Below are 18,590 nucleotides of genomic sequence, written 5' to 3'. Positions count from 1 at the left end.
CCTCGCTTCTCACGGCGGACAACAAGGGTCACCAGTTACCACCACAACTCTGGCAGCCCAAGGGTCCCAGAAACCAGCCATGAGGGCTGAGCTGGAAATAGGAAGTCGTCGGCCCTTGGATCGAGTATCCCGCACCAACCGTATAGCCACCAAAGTAGTAGAGGCCTCCGCTATTACGCTTACCAACACCCCCATTCAGTCCGTAGTACCCACGGGCAGCCGAGACTCCAGCAATCTGATAATCCTGATCATCTGGCGTGGCAGACACATAATCAACAGAAAGACCAGCAAAAGCCTTGAGCTTTCCGAACGGACTGGTCCCCACGGGATACGTCGGCTTCTGCACCGTCCCAATTCCGCCACTGACACCAAACGTAAGATAGTTATCCTGGTACGACACGCCGACGCAGGCGACAAGGCACATCGAGAACGACACACTTATGTGTGCCCAAAAGTTGTATGAGCTGCCACAAGAAACCATGATGCAGCCAGGGAGCCCGGTCAGCCAAGAAGGCGTCCCGGCCTTGAGATAGTCCGCCACGTTACAGGACGGGGCTATGTCACCCTCGATGTAATTCCCGGATCCGCTGCATGGAGACGTGTTAGCAGAGACGCCAGCGGCGGCAGGCCTTCCGGTGAGGAGCCAGGAGTACAGGCACTGGATCGTGTTGCACTGGGGGCGCTGGGGCGCTGGCTGGTGTCCGGGGACGGGGCTGCCGTTGCCGTTTCCGCTTGAGGTGTTGGTGTTGCCGCTGCCGTAGCAGCCAGCCGGACCGCACGGGTTCGGCGGCGGGGTTGTCGGAGCTGGGGCTCCGTCGCCGCAATCGTAGCCGCAGTTGGGCGGCGGTCCGTCGCCTCCGTTGTACATGAGGCCGTTGGGGTCACTGCCGTTGACGGGATCGTCGGAGGAATAGGTGTAGCCGCCGAGTTGGTTGGGGTCGGCGACCTCGAGGAGGGGGTCAGCCTGGAGGAAGCGGCCGGTGGTGGGGTCGTAGGTGCGGGCGCCGAGCAGGTCGTAGGTGGTGGCGGGGTCGGCGGGCTCGTTGAGGTAGCCGCGCCCGTCGAGGGTGGGGCTGATGACGCCGCGGGGGGTGCCGTAGGGGGTGTAGGAGTGGCGGGTCTCGACGGTCAGGGTGGAGTTGAGGGTGACGGTGCAGGTGCCCTGGGCGTTGGCGGCTTCGTAGGTGATGTTGCCGGTGTTGTCGCGGACGGCGACGGGGCCGCCGCCGGTGGTGTAGTAGCGCAGCGCGGTGATGCCGCCGTTGAGGGTGAGCTGTTCTCCGGGCAGGTAGAGCTGGGTGGTGGTGTGACTGGAGACGGTGTCCTTCTGCTCGAGCAGGTTGCCGGCGGCGTCGTAGATGTAGCCGGAGGAGTTGCCGGTGGTGGTGTCGGTGACGGTGCTGGTGTGGTTGTCGGGGGTGTAGGTAAAGGTCTGGCTGCTGGTGGTGGTGCCGCCGCCGTTGGTGGTGGTGTCGGTCTTGGTGGCGCCGTTGCCGAAGTAGGTGTAGGCGCTGCTGGCGGTGGTGGCGCCGGTGCTGTTGGTCGTGGTGGTGGTCTGGGCCTGGTCCGGGGTTCCGGTGGTGCCGCTTGCGCCGGGCGGGTAGGCGCTGGTCTGGGTGCTGGTGGTGGCGCCGGTGGTGTCGTGGGTGGTCAGGCCGGTGCGGTTGCCGTCGGCGTCGTAGCTGTAGCTCTCCCAGTAGGGAGCGGGGCCGCCGTTGGTGCTCGCGCTGGGGGCGGTGCTGTTACAGCTGCCGATGCCGGGGACTGACGGGGATGCGGCGCTGGTGGCACCGCCGGTGTCGGTCCAAGCGGCCGTCAGCTGGTCTTGGCCGTTGTAGGTGTAGCACTGCAGGTCGGTCGCGGCGCTGTTGTCCTGGACATCCTGCTGAGCGGTGACCTTGCCGGCCTGGTTCCACAACGTGGTGTTGTCGTCGACGTGGCCGGTGCCGTTCTCCTTGTCCAGGATGGATTCGGTGACGCGGTCGGTGGCGGTGTCGTAGACGTCGGTCTGGACGACCTGGTCCGGCATGTCACCCATCGTGTAGCGGGTGACCTGGCCGAGCGTGTTCGAGACGATCTGGGTCAGGTAGTCGACGCTGTTGGTGCCGATCTGGCCTCCGACCGCGCCGAGTTGTCCGCCCTCGGTGTAGGAGTTGTAGACGGTCTCGGCCGGCAGACCGCCGTCGGCACCGTAGGTGGTCTGGGAGAGCAAGCCCTCGACCGGGGTGTAGGCGTAGGAGACGCTGTAGGTGCCGGCGAGGCTGCCTTCGCTTGCCGGGATGACCGTGCTGACGCCGGTGGAGGAGCCCAGGTTGGTGTAGCCGGCGATGGTCTGGGTGTAGGCGTTGCCGCTGCTGTAGGACGTTTGGGAGGCGAGTTGGCCCTTGCCGCCCGTGGCGGTGTCGTAGCTCCAGGAGTCCAGTTCGGTGGTGCCCTGGTAGAGGGTGGTCTTCCGGCCGAGGGTGTCGTAGCTGTAGGTGAGGGTGGTGTTGTTGGCGTCGGTGGAGGTCAGCAGGTCACCGGCGGCGTCGAAGGTCGAGCTGGAGTTCCCGGCGTCCGGGTCCTGGGAAGCGACCTGGTTGCCATTCGCGTCGGCTGTCTGGGTGCGGGTGTGGCCTGACGCGTCGGTGATGGTGTTCTCGGTCGCCGCTCCGCCAGAGGCGGTGGTGCGGGTGTACGCGTAGGAGGTGACCGTCGCGTCGGCCTGATTGCCTGTTGCGGTGTTGGAGTGGTAGGTCCACAGCGCGGTAGTGCGCCCCTGGGCGTCGGTGACAGTGCTGGTGGCGGTACCGCCGGTGGGTCGGCTGACGTCGGTGCGGTCAACGCCCGGGTAGGCGGTGGTAGTCGCCCACTGCTCGGCGCTGTAGGAGTAGAACGCGGACTGGACCGCACGGCCCATGCCATCGTAGGTGGTCACGGTCTGCCCTGGGACGGTCGCGTCCGCGGCCGGGTAGATCGTGGAAGACGGCGCGCTGGTGACGTAGTACGGGGTGCTGGTGGTCTTCACCTTCCAGCCGTGCGAGTCGTAGAAGTCGTCAGAGACTAGGGCGCCATTGGAGTTGGCGCTGTCCTTGGAAAGGGTCTGGTCCTGGCGCAGGTCGCCGAAGCCGTTCTCGATCTGGTAGTCGACGGCGTAGGTGCCGTCGTCGCGCAGGGTCTTGGCCTCGGTCCAGGTCGGGGCGGTCTGGCCGCCGACGCTGTAGACGAACACCTCGGAGGCGGTGGCGCTGGTGGCCCGGTTGGGCAGCCACACGCTGGTGAGGCGGCCGAGGGCGTCATAGGCCTTGCTGGTGCTGTTGCCGTTGGGGTCCACGACCTTGGCTGGCAGCTGGCGCAGCTGGTCGAGGGTGGTGGTCGTGGTCCAGTTGCCGGCGGTCACGTTTGTAGCGGTGTCGCTGGTGGGCAGCGTGCCCGTGGCCGGGGTGTAAGCGGTGGTGACGGTGTCGCCGCGAACGTCGGTCGCTGACAGCTGGCGGCCGTAGACGTCGTAACCGGTGGTGCCGGACGGGCTGGTTGTCTTCTTGGTGAAGTTCTCGGTGGTGCCGCTCCAACTGCCGAGCGTGTCGGTCTCGGTGATGTTGCCTACGCCGGCCGTCGGGATGACGCCGGGGGTAGTGCTGCCGTCGTAGAAGTTGCGGGTGTCGCTGGTGGTGTTGGCGGCAGTCTTGGCTGGGCAGGCCGCGTTGCCAACGCCGGTGCCGCTGGTGAGGGCGACGGTGGTGGTCTCGGCGGGCAGGGAGACCATGCCGGTGTTCAGGCCGCTGGTGGGCGGGGTGGCGTAGCTGTAGGTGGTGCAGGACTCCTGGGAGCTGCTGCCGTTGAGCAAGGAGGTGTCGCCCTGGTTGTCTGCCTCGGTGAGCAGGCCGGTGGTGGGCGAGTAGGTGTTGACGGTCTTCGTGGTGCGCCAGGTGCTGCCGTCCGACATCAGGCCGCGGGAGACAGTGCTGGCGGTGCGGACGAAGTTGGCGGTCTCCGAGGGCAGACCTGCGGGGGTGCTCTCGGCGTGCGTGGCGGTCTGCTGAGACCAGGGCAAGGTGATGTCGTCCTTGACGACTTTGCCGCCGGCCTGGTTGTAGGTCTGGGTCTCGTACGCCATGCCGGCGTACTGGTTCGAGTCAGTGATCTGGTCGCCGATCGAGTCGGTCACGGCGGGCCAGGTGCGCGGGGTCATGCTGGACTGCGAGGTGGAGTCGCCTGACATTCCGCGCAGGTACGAGGTGGTGGACTCGGTGATCGGGTCGGGGGCATGGCCGGTCTCGGTGGTCACCGAGCCGTAGCCGCGGAACTGGTCCCAGGTGCGCTGGTTGTTGGCGACCAGCGGGGAGTCGTTGCGGTGCCAGGCCGGGGTGCCGTTGTAGGTGTAGGTGGTGTAGCGGGCCGGCGCGCCGCCGACCTGGTCGTTGTCGACGACCTGGGTGACAACGTATTTCTCGAACCAGTCGGAGATGGTGCTGCCGGTGGGTGGGGTCCAGTACTCCTGGTAGCACAGCCTGGTGTCGTTGGAGGGGGCCGGCAGGTCTGGGCTGGTGGTGGACTGGTTGCAGTCCGGTGCCGAGTAGGTGACGTCGATTGCCTCACCGGACTCGGTGTCGATGGCTGTGATCCGGTACCGGTTGAACGCGGGATAGGACGCGGCTCCGGGGGCCCGGTTGGGCATGGCGGCGTGGGTGAAACTGACAGTGAGAGGGGGAGTTGTGCCCCCGTCGTTGCCGGTTCGGGTCACGGATTCCAGGCGCAGCGCCGGGGTGGTGCCGTCACCGGGGTCGGGGTACGACTGGCTCAGGGCGTAGGTGTCGACCGGCTTGTAGTTGGTGGTGCCGGTGGTGCCGGTGTTGACCTGGGTTTGGATCTGGGTGAGCCGCACCGTGGAGAAGAACGACATGGCGTAGTTGGTGCAGGTGCCGGTGGAGGCGCAGACCTGGTCTTGGGGCACGTCGGGCCAGTACGGGGCCGACGTGGAGGTCAGTGACGCGCAGTCGGTGCTGCTGACGGTGTGGGTGTTGATGACGCTGCCGACGATGCACCGGTTGGCGGGGGTGAAGACGACCTTTGCGGCGGGGGCGGGTTTGGCACCCTCGGAGACGATGTCCGAGGTGCGCCAGCCGTATTCAATGGTGTTCAGGTAGGCGGCGCGGTCGTACGCGGTGAGAGTGTGTGCGCTGGAGCGGGCGTAGTAGTTGGTCTCCTGCGTGTAGTTGTACTCGGTGGTGTTGCCGTGGGGGTCGACCACGAAGTCGAGGTACCAGCGATAGGCCATGTTCGTGGCGTAGGAGCTGGTGCCGGTGGTGGAGGAGTAGCAGGAGTCGCCGCTTTTGGGGCAGTAGACCGGCTCGGTGGAGACCGAGTTGGTGGCGGGGTCGGATCCGGTTCCGCCTTCGGCGGTGGGCAGCTTGCCCGCGCCGTAGTACATGCGGGTGCCGTCCTGGAGCGTGATCTCCCAGCCCTCGCCCTTGTAGGCGCCGTTGTTGAGGTTGGTCAGGTAGCTGATGGTGGCGCCGCTGTCACCGGACAGGTGGTAGGTCTTGGTGCTGTCGTCGTAGACGATCTGCCCGGCGTTCTGCCCTGTGGCGGTCAGTTCGTTGCCGCCGAAGCCCCAGCAGGTGTCGCCGGAGCTGGACAGGCCGTCCTGGGAGCAGGGCTGGTAGGAGCGCTCGATGAAGTCGGAGGGGCTTGACCAGCCGTCACCGACCCCGGAGGTCTGAGTGTTGGTGGAGGCGTTCTCGCCGTCGACGCTGGAGGAGGAGTAGCCCAAGCTCACCGTGGGCGCGGCACCGCCGAGGGTGCCCGGGACCTGGATCGGGTAGCTGTACTCGAAGTCGCCGGTGGATCCGCCCGCGGACCACTGGTCTGAGGGCTTGAGCGAGGTCGCCGTGTAGGTGCCGGTTGAGCCGGACGGGCCGGCGACTGCGGCGAGGACGGTCATGGGACTGACCACGGCCGCAGTGGTGCGGGTGCCGGCCGCTGAAGGGCGGTCACCGGTCGCACCCGCTGTGCCGGCGGCCGCGCTCGTCGTGGTGGTGGGCGCCGCGGGGGTGGCGGGGAGGGTCAGGTCGGCGATGATGCGTCCGGTGTGCGGGTCACGGACCGCGTCCACGGGGGTCTGCTTCTGGCATGCGGCAAGCTGCGGCGTCGTCAGCGCGCAGGCGGGCAGCTCGACCAGGTGCAGGCGCGATCCGAGGTTGCCGCCGCCCTCACCGGTCAACAGGCTCGGGTCGAGCTGCACGGCGACCTTGCCGTCGGTGCCGGCCCGGTCCCCGCGGGCGACGCCGAACATCAGGCCCGAGGTGATGCCGCCCTTGCGGGCAGCGGCCGGGTCGGCGAAGCGGACCTGCACCCCACTGGGAGCGGCGCTGCCGGTCGCTGCTGCAGCCACCCACAAGGGCGAGGTGCCCACCCGGGAGGCGGTCCCGGTCACCACGCGGCTCTTCGCCAGCGGCGCGACGGCGCCCGCGGCACCAAGCGCCGTCGTGGTCTGGCCCGCCTTCGGCAGGTCGACTGCGGGAGCCCGGTAGGGCCTGACGGTGGGAACCACCTGATGGCTTTTGACGCTCGTTGCGTCGGCGCGTGGCACACCCTTGGCTGGTGCGAGGGGGGTCTGCGGTGGTGACCAGACCTGTCCCTTGGCGTATTGAGCGGCGAACGCCATGTCAGGCAGGAAGGACATGCCGAGAGCGAAGACCGCAACCAAGGCGAACAGGCTCGTGAGTCTGGAGCGCGTCCGCCGTGCCAGGCGGGGTCGGCGCGAGGCGACCAAGAGGACCCCCGTGATCGAAGGTGCGCGGCAGCGCCGCAGAGACGATCACGAAATGTAGAGCCCACCGAAGCCACAAGCGGAATGACGATTATTAACTTCTTACTTTCAAGCGACCTGACAGATCGTGAGCATTAAACGCAAAAGGTGACCAAGCGAGCATCAGCCGATGACTGGCCGGGCCATCTCCGCAGCTCGCACCCTCATTGGCCACCGGCTTCCGCAACCGAAGTCGCCGACAGAGGCAGGAGCCAAACCCCTGAAGCCCTAGAGAAGCAAGGGCTGCATTCATCCGTGGACATACTTAATGATCTTGAGTTCGCATCACTGTCGAGAGACCCTCCGCCACATCAAGTCCCCAGAGCCACATCCCCTTTGCCCGATTTTGACAATATCCCCACGAATGAAGTCATCCTCATTCAGTTCCTACCTGATGACTTGTCATGCGATCTCGTACGGAATGGTCGAAATCACATCAATCAGGCGTTCTGACGTCTCGTCAGTGGGGTTCCCCCAGGTCAGAGCGTCGGAGACGGGGTTAGCGTGTGCGCGCAGCAACACGGCTGCACACACGACAGTCACAGGAGGCCCCCATGGGGATCCGGCATGCACGACTGGCCGCACCTGGGCGGCCCCTTGGCAGACGGATCGGAGGGATAGTCGCCGCTGCGCTGGTCGCCGCGCCGCTGTCGGCGATCGCGCCCGCCGCGGCCCACGCCGACGGTCCGCCGGTCACGATCACCCCCGAAGCTGCAGCCCTGGCGCAGGCTCATACCACCGGCAAGAGCGTGCCTGTGGCTGCGGACAACACGCAGAACTCCACCACGGTCGCCAACCCCGACGGCACGCTCACGTACACCGACAGCCCGGTGCCCGTCCAGGTCGACCAGGGCGGCACCTGGGTGCCCGTGGACGCCACGCTGCAGCAGAACAGCAACGGCGGCCTCTCCCCCAGGGCCGCCACCTCCAGCGTTACCTTCTCCGGCGGAGGCAGCGGCCCGCTCGCCACCCTGACCAACCCTCAGGGACAGCAGTTCTCCATCTCCTGGCCCGCTTCCCTGCCTACCCCGAGCGTCTCCGGGGCGACCGCCACCTACGCTTCGGTCTACCCGGGCGTCGACCTGCAGATGACGGCCCAGATTGACGGCGGCTACACCGAGCACCTCGTCGTCAAGAACGCCACCGCCGCCGCCAACCCGGCCCTGCAGAACATCCAGCTCACCACCAGCGTCAGCTCCGGCCTCACCCTCGGCAAGAACGCCGCGGGCGGCGTGCAGGCCACCGACGCCAGCGGCAACGCCGTGTTCTCCTCCCCCACGCCCACCATGTGGGACTCCGCGGCCCCGCAGGGCGGCAGCACCAGCTCGCCGAGCCCCAGTCCCAGCCCCAGCGCGTCAGGCGCGACCGCGGCCGTCCGGAGCCTGGCGGTCGCGTCGGGCACACCGTCCACCGGGACTTCCATGGACGACGCCAACCCCGTCACCGACCTTGGCGTCACCGTCAGCGGCGACAACGTGGACATCGTCCCGCCCGCAGGCTCTCTGACCGCCAGCACCAATACCTACCCGCTGGTTATCGACCCTTCCGTCAGCCCGTCCACCGGCTCGACGGACGGCAACGGGTGGACCTGGGTTTCCTCCGTCAACTCCGGTACCAGCTACTGGGAGGGGAGTAACAACACCAACGACACCGACGCGCACGTCGGCTACGACGACTGGTGCTCCAACGGCACCAGTGGCTGCACCGCGTTCGGCGTCACCCGATCGATGTTCGAGTTCCCCATGAACGGTCTGGCCGGCAAGCACGTCACCGGCGCCACGCTCAGCATGACCGAGCAAGGCCCCACCTCCGCCTGGACCGGCTCCAACCAGATCGACCTGTACGGCGGCGGCGCCATCAGCTCCGGCACCACCTGGAACAACCAGAACGTGTGGCCCACGGTCTCCGCGAGCGCGAACTTCCCCAGCATCAACAGCAACACCACGGGTAACGCGAACTTCGACGTCACCTCGCTGGTGCAGCAGGCCGTCGCCAACGGCTACCAGAACCAGACCATGGTCCTGCAGGCCCACAACGAGAGCGACGACACCGCCTACCGGTACCTGATCGGCGACTCCACCTCCAGCAACCACCCCGCGCTCGAGGTCACCTACTGGTCCACTCCGAACCTCCCGACCAACCTGTCGATCACCAACACCGGCGACACCACCGCCTGCGACACCACTGCCCCGGGCACCTGGATCGACAAGAACGACGCCTCCACGGTCACTCTCAACGCCGACCTCACCGGCCCCGACACCGGCTACGCGGAGACCTCGGACTTCTGGTGGCACCAGGTCGCACCGACCAACACCTCCCCCTGGACGGACCTCAAGGGCCCGACCATCACCGCGCAGAGCACTCCGCAGCGGGTGAGCGTGACGCCCGCGGGGTCTCTCAGCGACGGCGACGAGTACCAGTGGCAGGTCTACGCCCAGAGCGGCAGCGGCGGCAGCGGCTCCTACAGCAGCGCTGCCGCACCTTCCGGCTCCTCCTGCTACTTCCGCACCGACTTCACCCCGCCCACCGTCTCGGTCAGCAGCTCCGCTCCGCCCACCACCGCCGGCGCGGCACCCGGCAGCCTCAACCTGACCGCGACCGACCCGGGCACCGACCCCTCCGGCATCGCGAAGATCAACTACAACATCGACGGCACCTCCATCAACAGCGGCGGCAGCGGCGAACTGCCAGTCACCGCAAGCACCGCCAGCATCAAGCTGCCCGCCACCAGCTGGGGCACCCACGTCGTCTGGTACCAGGCGGTCGACAACGCGGGCAACGAGTCCGCCCCCCAGCACTTCGACTACTACGTCGCCGAAGGTGCCTTCACCCCCGGCACCCACGGGGACCTGACCGGAGACGGCAAGCCCGACCTGGCCACCGTCGACTCCAGCGGCGATCTCATGTACTACAGCGACCCGTTCGTCAACAACCCGAACGGCACGGGCGCCAAGCTGATGCCAGGGACCAAGGCGCCCGGCGGCAGCAGCTTCACCGGAGCGCTCATCGCGCACCAGGGCTCCTTCAGCGGCCAGACCTGCGACGACCTGGTCGTCGTCCAGGGCGCCCAGGCCGAGATCGACACGCAGAACCAGAACTGCACCCCCGGCGGAGCATGGAGCACATACCCCCAGATCCGCCCCACCATCAGCAATCCCCCCGCAGACTACAACTCCAGCGACTGGTCCTGGGTCAAGCAGATCGCCGTCCTGCCCCCCGCTTCCAGTTCCGGCAAGCCGTCACTGCTCACCGTCGAGGAAAACCCCAACAACGGGGACTGGACGCTGTGGATGTACACCGGTGGAACCGACACCTTCACCAGGGCCACCCTGCTGTCCACAAGCTCCTACTGGTCCCACGTCACGATCATGTCCCCCGGACTGATCAACGGCACCCCCGCACTGTGGGTACGCGACACCAGCAACGGCAGCCTCGGCCAGGTCCAGAACATCGAGACCTGGAACAACCAGACCGCCCCGTCGGCCACCACCTTCGCCACCAGCGGCTTCCGCGTCGCCCAGTACCCAGCCATCACCACCGACGGCCCCGCCGACAACGCCGGCCCCACCCTGTGGGCGACCAACAAGACCGGTGAACTGGTCGACATCCCCACCAGCGTCGACACCACCACCGGCAACGTGACCCTGCAGAACCCGATCACGGTCGGCTCCCCCGGCTGGGCCGCCAACGTCGCCTCCCTCGAAGGCGTCAAGCCCATCCACCCGACCAGCACCATCGGCCTGTACCGATCCAGCACCAACACCTTCATCTTCGACACCGCCAACAACAGCACCACCGTCGACCACACCCTCACCCTCACCTTCGCCCAAGCCGGCGACATCCCAGTGACCGGTGACTGGTCCGGCACCGGAGTCAACGGCGTCGGCGTCTACCGCCCCAGCAACTCCACCTTCTACCTCGACGACTCCAACACCGTCTCCGAGATCGACCACACCATCGCGCTCGGCGACAGCGGCGACGAACCCGTCGTCGGCGACTGGAACGGCGACGGCATCACCACCGTCGGCGTCTACCGCCCCAGCAACGAGCACTTCTACCTCGACGACTCGCTCACGTCCTCCAACGTCGACCACGTCGTCTGGTACGGCGACACCGGCGACGTCCCCGTCGTCGGCGACTGGACCGGCACCGGCACCACCAGCGTCGGCGTCTACCGACCCAGCACCTGGCAGTTCATCCCCGCCACCTCCCTCACCAACACCACCGCGCTCACCACCCAGACCTACGGCACCTCCGGTGACACCCCGATCACCGGCGACTGGACCGGCAGCGGCTCCACCGGCATCGGCGTGTGGCGCTCCAGCACCTTCACCTTCTACCTGGACAACTCCGTGACCTCCGGAACCACCAACCAGTCCCAGGCCTTCGGCGTCTCCACCGATACCCCGGTCACCGGCGACTGGACCGGCATGTAAGCACCCCCATCGCCTGACCGACAGGCCGGTCGTGACACCGCACTCCGGCGGTGCCACGACCGGCCTCCCGCACATGCGTACACGCCCAACCACACCCCCACAGGGAGACCCCGTGCGCCGCCGAACCGCCCTGCCCGCCACCGCCACCACCGCGCTGCTCGCCGCGGCACTCCTACTGCCAGCCACCACCGCCGCAGCCGACACCGCGCCCAGCCCGGCCCCCGGTACCAGCGTCCCCGCCGCCGACCCCGCACCCCAGCTCACCAGCGTCGACGCGCTGCAGACCGACCACGGGTACGTGCTGCGCGCCACCGCCTCCGGCGACGTAGACCACGTCACCTTCGTGCTGCAGCAGAACTACCCCACCGGCGACTGGGGCCCGAAGATCGACATCACCGTCAGCCAGCCTGCGGCCGACGGCAGCTGGCAGACCACCGGCCCCCTGCACCTGCCGCACGGCTACTACGCGATATCCGCGATCGCCTACGCCGCCGACGGAACCCCGAGCCTGGAAGGGGCACTGGGCGGCGATCCGGTCCCGATCACCCTCCTGCCGGTCTTCCACGACACGGTCTTCGGCCAGGCCCCCCTGTCCTACGACAACCAGGTCGAGACAGTCACCGGCTACCTCACCACCTACGACCCCGACAGCGGCGACACCGGCACCCCCTGGACCGGCCCGCTGACCATCCAGGCCAGCGCCGGAAACACCAACACCCCCACAACGCCCAACCGCGCCACCACCCAGACCATCGCCACCGACGGCAGCTGGTCCATCGCGTTCCAGCCCAACCCCAACACCGGCAGCACGATGGCCGTCAGCGTCGCCGCCCTCCTGCCTTTCGTGGTATGCCCGGAGTGCTCACCCGAGAGCATCCCCGGGCCCAGCACGACGGTGGCCGCAGCAGTCAACACACCCACCAGGATCGTCCTCGATCACACCGGAGCCACCCTCACCGCCGGCACCAAGACCACCGTCTCCGGCACTCTGGAATACCAGAACACCAGCGGCTGGCACCCCGTCCCCGGCGGCTTCGTCTTCCTCGGCGGCGACGGCACCTGGTCCTCCACCCAGGCCGAGACCGACACCAACGGCCGCTTCTCGTTCACCATGACGGTCCCGGACACCAGCACGAGCTGGCCGATCTACACCAGTGCCACGAGCGTGAGCCTCTACCTCGCTGCCGCCCAGGCCAGCGAGACCGTCACCTCCATGCCCGACCAACCGGTGCTGCAGCTGTCCGGGGCGTCCATCGACGCGAACAGCAACCTGACGATCCACCAGTCGGTCACCAGCACCACCGGCATCCCCGGCGGCAACGTCCAGCTCCAGCAGTCCAGCGACGGTCGCACCGGCTGGGCCACCATCACCACCCTGCCAGCCACCACCGCCACCCACACCGTGCACGTGTCCAACCCCCACGGCTACTGGCGCCTCTACACGCCGACCGCCCCCGGCTACGCCCAAGCCGTCAGCGGCACCGTCCACACCTTCCGCTACCAGACCCGCATCACCGGCGGCCCCACCACCACCAACGTCCGCCCCGGCACCTGGGTCCACTTCACCGGCACCCTCGCCCAACAGGGCTACGGCCCCTGGACCGCCTACGCCAACCAGACCGTCCAGCTGTGGTTCCGCCCCGCCGGCTCCACCCGCTCCTACCTCGCCGGCACCGCACACACCAACACCGCGGGCGCCTTCGCCCTGTGGGCCCGACCCACCACCAGCGGTACGTGGACCCTCTCCTACCAGACCACCAGCGTCTGGAACACCAACGCCTCAACCACCGCCACCATCCACGTCAGCTGACCAGCCCTCGGGGGGTGCCACCGCTACCGGGTGGCACCCCCTGGACCTACGCTGACCCGCGCCCGCACCACCGTCAGGAACCCAGCCGCCATGAGCCCCAGGCATGCCCGCCACGCCAGACCCACCGTCCGCCGCACAGCCATGCCCCGCTCCCAGGGCCCCCGGACTCGGGACCGGGCTCGCACGTGGCTCACCGCCATCGCCGCCGCAGCCATGACCGCCCTGACCGCGCTCACCACCGCCACACCCCCAGCCGCCGCCTCCGCGATTACGCCGCCACGGTCCGCAACAGGCAACAGCCAACCCCTGTTCACCGCACTCCCCCCAACAGCTCCCGAACCAACCGGCACCAACAGCGCCGCCACCCATACAGGAGGCACAGCCGCTGCCAGCGACTCGCCGGTCACAGTGGGTGGGAGCGGGATCCCGGCACTCGTGCAGGCCGCCTACCTCGACGCCCAACGCTCCATCGCCGCAAGCGACCCCGGCTGCCACCTGCCCTGGACCGTCCTCGCCGGGATCGGTCAGGTCGAATCAGGTCAAGCCGACAACGGCAACCTCACCGCCAACGGCACCACCCGAACCCCCATCCTCGGACCGGTCTTGAACGGCACCAGCGGCAACGCCGCCATCCCCGCAACCGGGGGCGGTTGGGCCCGCGCCGAAGGCCCCATGCAATTCATCCCCTCCACCTGGGCAACCTGGGGTACGGACGGCAACGACGACCACATCGCCGACCCCAACAACGTCTACGACGCCGCCCTCGCCGCAGGCCACTACCTATGCGCGGACGCACGCGACCTCGCCAACACCACCGACCTCAACGCCGCGATCCTCAGCTACAACGACTCCCCCGCCTACCTCGCCACCGTCACCGCCTGGATCACCTACTACCAACACCACACCACCCCCAACCCCGACCCAAGCAGCACTCCACTGACTGCGAGCAGCATCACCACGCCGACCGCCAGCCACACGGCCCCGAACACGAGCGCCGCACACCCGACCAGCGCACCGACACCCACAGGCACAAGGACACCCCAGCCGCCAGCACCGACCCGCTCAGCAAGCCCGACCAACACCGGCCGCCCCTCCCCGACCGCCAGCACCAGCCCCACGGCCACACCGTCCAACCCCCCAACCCCCAGCCCGGTCTGCACCCCCACCAGCGGAAGCCCCACGCCCACCAGCACCGCAACACCGACGCCTTCGGGAACCCCGACACCCACACCCACCCCCACCAGCACCGGCAGCCCCACCGCCTCCCCCACACCCCCCAACTGCCCCACCCCAACCGGGCCACCAACCCCCACCACCACGCCAAGCCGGTGACCCCGCCCCGTCTGGGCGTTGAGAAGCCCCTCAACCCGAAAACCCCCACCAGACGCCGGCCTGGCCGACATCTCCGCCCTCCCCCGAATGCCGAGGCCGGCTGGTCCAGGACCCGCTCAAGCCGTTCGCCCCCTCCCCAGGATCGGAACGACAACAGCGACTGCGCACCACAACCGGGCTGAATGAACGTCACCCAACTGGCCATCCCAGCGAGCCCTTACGGGTTCGCGTGACTAGCGTCTGACGTGCGGCGCGTGTCCGCACGCTCGGCGAAATCGCACGCGGCGAGCCAGCCCGCCAGACAGGTGGAGGGCAGACACGAAGGTGCCCCGGCCCACGCCGGGGCACCGCCGACGCACTAATACATGCATCTGAAGCGGATCACGCGCATACCGCCCGCGCAAAACGCGGGGCGGGGCTCCGCCTTGGCGGACATTGGAACACGCCAAGAGCATCGCAGTGGTCAGCACACGGCGAGCTGGCCGTCTGCTACTCGGAGCGCTGCGGGATGGCCAGCGGCACCGGTGAAGAGGGCGTGAAGGCGCCTCGCAAGGGCGGTGTTGCGGTGCGGTTCGGCTTTCGTGAGCGCGCGGTGTAGGGCCTCTTCCTCGCCTACCAGGACGGCTTTCTGCTTGCCGCGGGTGATGGCGGTGTAGATCAGGTTGCGGCGCAGCATGAAGGCGCTGGCCGTGGTGAGGGAAATAACAACAGCGGGGTATTCGCTGCCTTGGGCGCGGGGACGGTGATGGCGTAGGCGTTCAGGACGTCGTCGAGTTCGTCGAAGGTGTAGGTGGCGGCGTCGCCGTCGAAGGTGATCTCGAGTTCGCGCTGTTCGGTGTCGAGGAGGGTGATGGTGCCGACCGAGCCGTTGTAGACGCCGTTGGGGCCTTTCTTGGGGTCGTTGCGGATCGGCATGACGCGGTCGCCGGCGCGGAAAGGTCGGGCGTCGCACCAGTGTTGGTGGTCGCCTGCGGTGGCGGGGTTGAGGGCGTCTTGGAGGCGTAGGCCGAGTTCGTGGGTGCCCGCCTGATGTTTGCGGGCGGGGCACAGGACTTACTGATCGTTCAGAATGACCTGCTGCGGCGGCGACCGAGTGGGTGTCCGTCGCGGTCATCGTGGGGCAGGCCAGGCCCCTGCACGTCAGCGGCCCTGGCTATCGTCGATGGATGGCCTCAAACGATCACCTGCTCGATCTGATCCAGAGCATCCTGGACATCCACGGGCTGCTGCGGGCATCCTTCGAGTTCGACATCGAGCGGAAGGAGTGCGGTGCCAGCCTGAGGCTTGCCTCAGGCGCGCCGCTGGAGCCGATCGCAGGGGATTTCACCGGCGGGGCGTACTTCCTGTGCGCCGAGGAAGGCGGCCGCCGACCGGTGGTGTTCGCGACCTCGGAAGGGGAGGGCGGGCTGATCGCCGACGACCTGGCGGACGCGCTGGAGATCATCATCGGGCTGGAACGGCAGGACTGTCTTCGCTTCTCCGGCGGCGGCGACGTAGAGGTCATGCAGGCTTCCGCCTGGCATCTTGAGAGGTATCTGGCCAGGGACCATCCGGAGATCGCCGAAGAGCGCGCTCGCGTGGCTGCGGCTCTGTCGCTGCGTGTCCTCCCTGTCCCCGACCTCGTCATCCGCTTGCAGGCAGCAGCCTCAAGGACCGAGCCCCACTACGTGGTGGCCACAGACGACGGGGACCTCTACGACCCGCTGTTCGGCGAGTACTCGGCACCGCGGCACGGCGGTTGGCGCTGAGTCGGACCGAGCCCCCACCGTTTGACCCGCCGATCGTGACAGCTAGGTTGGCGTCTGACGGCAGGTCTCGACAGACTCTGCGACCGTGTCCGCCGATCTGGTTCCTAATGACCTCTGGGAACGCATAGCTCAACTTCTCCCCGCTCGGCCTGTCCGGCGCCGCCGGCACCCCGGACAGCTGCCGGTATCGGACCGCGTGGCACTGGCCGGCATCGTCTACGTGCTGCGCAAGGGAGTCGCCTGGCGAGACGTGCCCGCCCAGATCGTGGGCTGTTCGGGAGTGACAGCCTGGCGAAGACTGCGGGACTGGACCGAGGCGGGTATCTGGCGCCGCCTGCACGAGGTACTGCTCACCGAGCTGAGGGTCAACGGCGGCCTGGACATGGATGATTGCGCGGTCGACGGCTCCCATGTCAGGGCGCTGAAAGGGGGGATCATGTGGGCCCCTCGCCCGTCGACCGTGCACGTCCGGGCTCCAAACACCACGCGATTGTGGACCGCTTTAGCACCCCATTCGCGGTGTCGCTCACCGGTGGGAATCGCCACGACGTCACGCAGTTGATCCCGCTCCTGGATGCGATACCCCGTATCCGGGGCCTGCGTGGACGGCCTCGCAGCAGGCCTAAACGGCTGTTCGCGGACCGCGGCTACGACTTCGACAAGTACCGCCGCCTGCTGTGGAAGCGAGGGATCAAGCCGCAGATCGCGCGTCGCGGCAGGGCGCATGGCTCCGGACTCGGCAGGACACGCTGGGTGGTAGAGCGCACCTTCGCCTGGCTTCACCAGTTCAAACGACTCCGCACCCGCTACGAGCGCCGAGCCGACCTCCATCAGGGACTGCTGGAACTGGCGGCCAGCATCATCTGCTTCCGCCGGCTCCGGAGATCATTCCGAAACGATCAGTAAGTCCGGCGCAAGGCGCGCCCGGCGGCGAACGGGAGGGGACAGCTCGTGTCCGCGCAGCAGAAGAAGGCCATAGCGATGACAGGCATCGCTTTAGGCGCCGCCGCACTCCTGGCCTATGCGCCCGGGGACTCCTCCAGTACGGGAAGGCGGGCATGCTCATTCCGCTGATGCCGCGCTCGACTACTTGATGACGCAGGCCATAGACGCCTGACCGAATACAAAGAGGCCCCGCCCGGCTCGTCCGGCGCGGGGCCCATTCTGTTTGGGCGAAGGGTTAGACGGCCCTGACCCGCGCCGCTTGCGGTCCTTCGGGCCCCTGGGTGATCTCGTACTCAAGTGAAAGGGAGCGGCCCTCCAACACGCCCCGTGAACGCAGGTGTCGTTTGACTGCGAGGCCAGAGCGTTGTTACCGAAGGTGGATGGCCACTAGGTTCAGGCCATCGCAGGTTGAGCGACTGAGGCTTGGGAGTGGTGCGTGTCCTCGTTGGATGAGTTACGGGCCCTGTTGGGCGGCGAGCCGGCCCACGGGCAGGCCAACCCGGATGACTGGACCCAAGTGGAGCAATACGTAGGGTCCGCTCTGCCCAGTGACTTCAAGGCGTTTCTCGACGCCTACGGCTCTGGGGTCATCTCGAGGGAGCTCGTTCTCTTCCACCCTCAGGGAACAAACCCGCTGTTGGAACGCATGCGCAAGACCAATGAGGTCTTCGCCGAGCGCCGAGCCAGGGCACTCAGCAGCGGCGACTCCGAGCACCTGCCGTACCCCTTCCACCCCGAATCCGGTGGGCTCATCTCGTGGGGCTACGACTACAGCGGCGATGAGCACTTCTTCCTGCCCTGCGACCCCGACCCGAACCGATGGCAGATCGTCACCATGGCCCACGAAGAGGGCTGTGAGCCCTTCGACGGCCCGTTCTCGAGCTTCGCCCTGTCGTGGGTGCGACGGCTACTCGACGTCGACCGCCACCACGGCCTTGACCCGGCGGCCCTGGAGTTCCTCGAGCCGGAGGACCTGGAGGAACTGGTTGCCAGCGAGGAGATCGGCCCAGTGCAACCGACCTTCGAACCGGCCTGAGCACGGCAACACAGGAAGCCCCCGACAGGTGGTGCACCCGCGGCACTCTTGACGGCCAACCAGCCCTGCGAAACGGTGGCGCGCATGCCTTTGCATTTCATCGGCGCCGACCCGATCGGCGGCCCGGCAGCGGTCTGGGTGGACACCGAAAACGGTGACCTCGTCGTCAAGGGCCTCACGGCTGACCCCGACGACCCGCGCGTAGTGCCGTTCCCAGGCACCGAACACCTCGAGCTTCCTGGCCGCATGAAGCCGATCATCCTCGAAGCGCTCGACTTCATCCGCTCACTCGGATTCGACCCTGACGCCGGCTGAACCGGCCTCTTGGACAAACAGCCCTGTCTGCTTCAACTCTCCAGCGATACTGATTCCCAATGAAGGTGTCAAGCCCGATTAGTGACTGACTGTGAGCGTGTCAGCTCAGTCTGATGGGGTTGCCTGGCGGGGTGATCTCGAAGGTACGGCCGTCGCGCATGAGGGCCCACAGGACGTT

The 18,590-nt window shown here is 67.6% G+C and carries 10 protein-coding genes; 7 read left to right on the top strand and 3 right to left on the bottom strand.

The features are described 5' to 3' along the window. Window positions 1-28 precede the first annotated feature (28 nt). Window positions 29-6,664: an RHS repeat domain-containing protein gene (locus tag I2501_RS40430; RefSeq protein ID WP_196198722.1), complete on the bottom strand. Its 6,636-nt coding sequence runs from the start codon at window positions 6,662-6,664 to the stop codon at window positions 29-31. Between the two features lie 680 nt (window positions 6,665-7,344). On the opposite strand from I2501_RS40430, the gene I2501_RS38415 reads away from it, so the two are divergent. The 3 genes from I2501_RS38415 to I2501_RS38870 all read left to right on the top strand — a co-directional run bounded on the left by I2501_RS38415 (window position 7,345) and on the right by I2501_RS38870 (window position 14,368). Beyond that, complete coding sequence (locus I2501_RS38415; protein WP_196198721.1) at window positions 7,345-11,226, top strand: DNRLRE domain-containing protein; 3,882 nt, start codon at window positions 7,345-7,347, stop codon at window positions 11,224-11,226. A 112-nt stretch (window positions 11,227-11,338) separates the two neighbouring features. Continuing rightward, window positions 11,339-13,036, top strand: a complete 1,698-nt coding sequence (locus I2501_RS38410) for a hypothetical protein (protein WP_196198720.1) — start codon at window positions 11,339-11,341, stop codon at window positions 13,034-13,036. Window positions 13,037-13,471: 435 nt separating this feature from the next. After that, on the top strand, window positions 13,472-14,368 hold the full coding sequence (locus I2501_RS38870) for a lytic transglycosylase domain-containing protein (RefSeq protein WP_215910362.1): 897 nt from the start codon (window positions 13,472-13,474) through the stop codon (window positions 14,366-14,368). 463 nt (window positions 14,369-14,831) lie between these two features. Here the strand turns inward: I2501_RS38870 and I2501_RS41025 are convergent, their stop codons facing one another. Then, window positions 14,832-15,071, bottom strand: a complete 240-nt coding sequence (locus tag I2501_RS41025; protein WP_408022821.1) for an ATP-binding domain-containing protein — start codon at window positions 15,069-15,071, stop codon at window positions 14,832-14,834. Beyond that, complete coding sequence (locus tag I2501_RS40070; RefSeq protein ID WP_236048067.1) at window positions 15,026-15,418, bottom strand: hypothetical protein; 393 nt, start codon at window positions 15,416-15,418, stop codon at window positions 15,026-15,028. Before I2501_RS40070 ends, I2501_RS41025 begins: the two co-directional genes overlap by 46 nt. A gap of 116 nt (window positions 15,419-15,534) precedes the next feature. On the opposite strand from I2501_RS40070, the gene I2501_RS38395 reads away from it, so the two are divergent. From I2501_RS38395 to I2501_RS38380, 4 genes are all read left to right on the top strand, one after another. Continuing rightward, window positions 15,535-16,116 carry a hypothetical protein gene (locus I2501_RS38395; protein WP_196198718.1) on the top strand — a complete coding sequence of 194 codons (582 nt, stop codon included), beginning with the start codon at window positions 15,535-15,537 and terminating at the stop codon, window positions 16,114-16,116. A gap of 85 nt (window positions 16,117-16,201) precedes the next feature. Next, window positions 16,202-17,022, top strand: a protein-coding gene (locus I2501_RS38390) for an IS5 family transposase (protein ID WP_196198717.1) whose coding sequence is annotated in 2 segments (ribosomal slippage) — window positions 16,202-16,541 and window positions 16,541-17,022 — 822 coding nt in all. Because the reading frame shifts where the segments join, the coding sequence is not laid out codon by codon here. 475 nt (window positions 17,023-17,497) lie between these two features. After that, window positions 17,498-18,097 carry a hypothetical protein gene (locus tag I2501_RS38385; RefSeq protein ID WP_196198716.1) on the top strand — a complete coding sequence of 200 codons (600 nt, stop codon included), beginning with the start codon at window positions 17,498-17,500 and terminating at the stop codon, window positions 18,095-18,097. A gap of 48 nt (window positions 18,098-18,145) precedes the next feature. After that, window positions 18,146-18,412 carry a hypothetical protein gene (locus I2501_RS38380; protein WP_236048062.1) on the top strand — a complete coding sequence of 89 codons (267 nt, stop codon included), beginning with the start codon at window positions 18,146-18,148 and terminating at the stop codon, window positions 18,410-18,412. Window positions 18,413-18,590 lie beyond the last annotated feature (178 nt).

This window comes from Streptacidiphilus fuscans (assembly GCF_015690355.1).
GTDB classification, from domain to species: Bacteria; Actinomycetota; Actinomycetes; order Streptomycetales; family Streptomycetaceae; genus Streptacidiphilus; species Streptacidiphilus fuscans.
The sequence above is the reverse complement of the archived record's forward strand: the minus strand, read 5'-3'. Positions and strand labels throughout refer to the sequence as shown.

Bases quoted from the DNA above. Each gene is read 5' to 3' on its own strand.
- I2501_RS38395 (WP_196198718.1), top strand. From the start codon at position 15,535: ATGGCCTCAAACGATCACCTGCTCGATCTGATCCAGAGCATCCTGGAC.
- I2501_RS38415 (WP_196198721.1), top strand. From the start codon at position 7,345: ATGGGGATCCGGCATGCACGACTGGCCGCACCTGGGCGGCCCCTTGGC.
- I2501_RS40430 (WP_196198722.1), bottom strand. From the start codon at position 6,664: ATGTCCTTCCTGCCTGACATGGCGTTCGCCGCTCAATACGCCAAGGGA.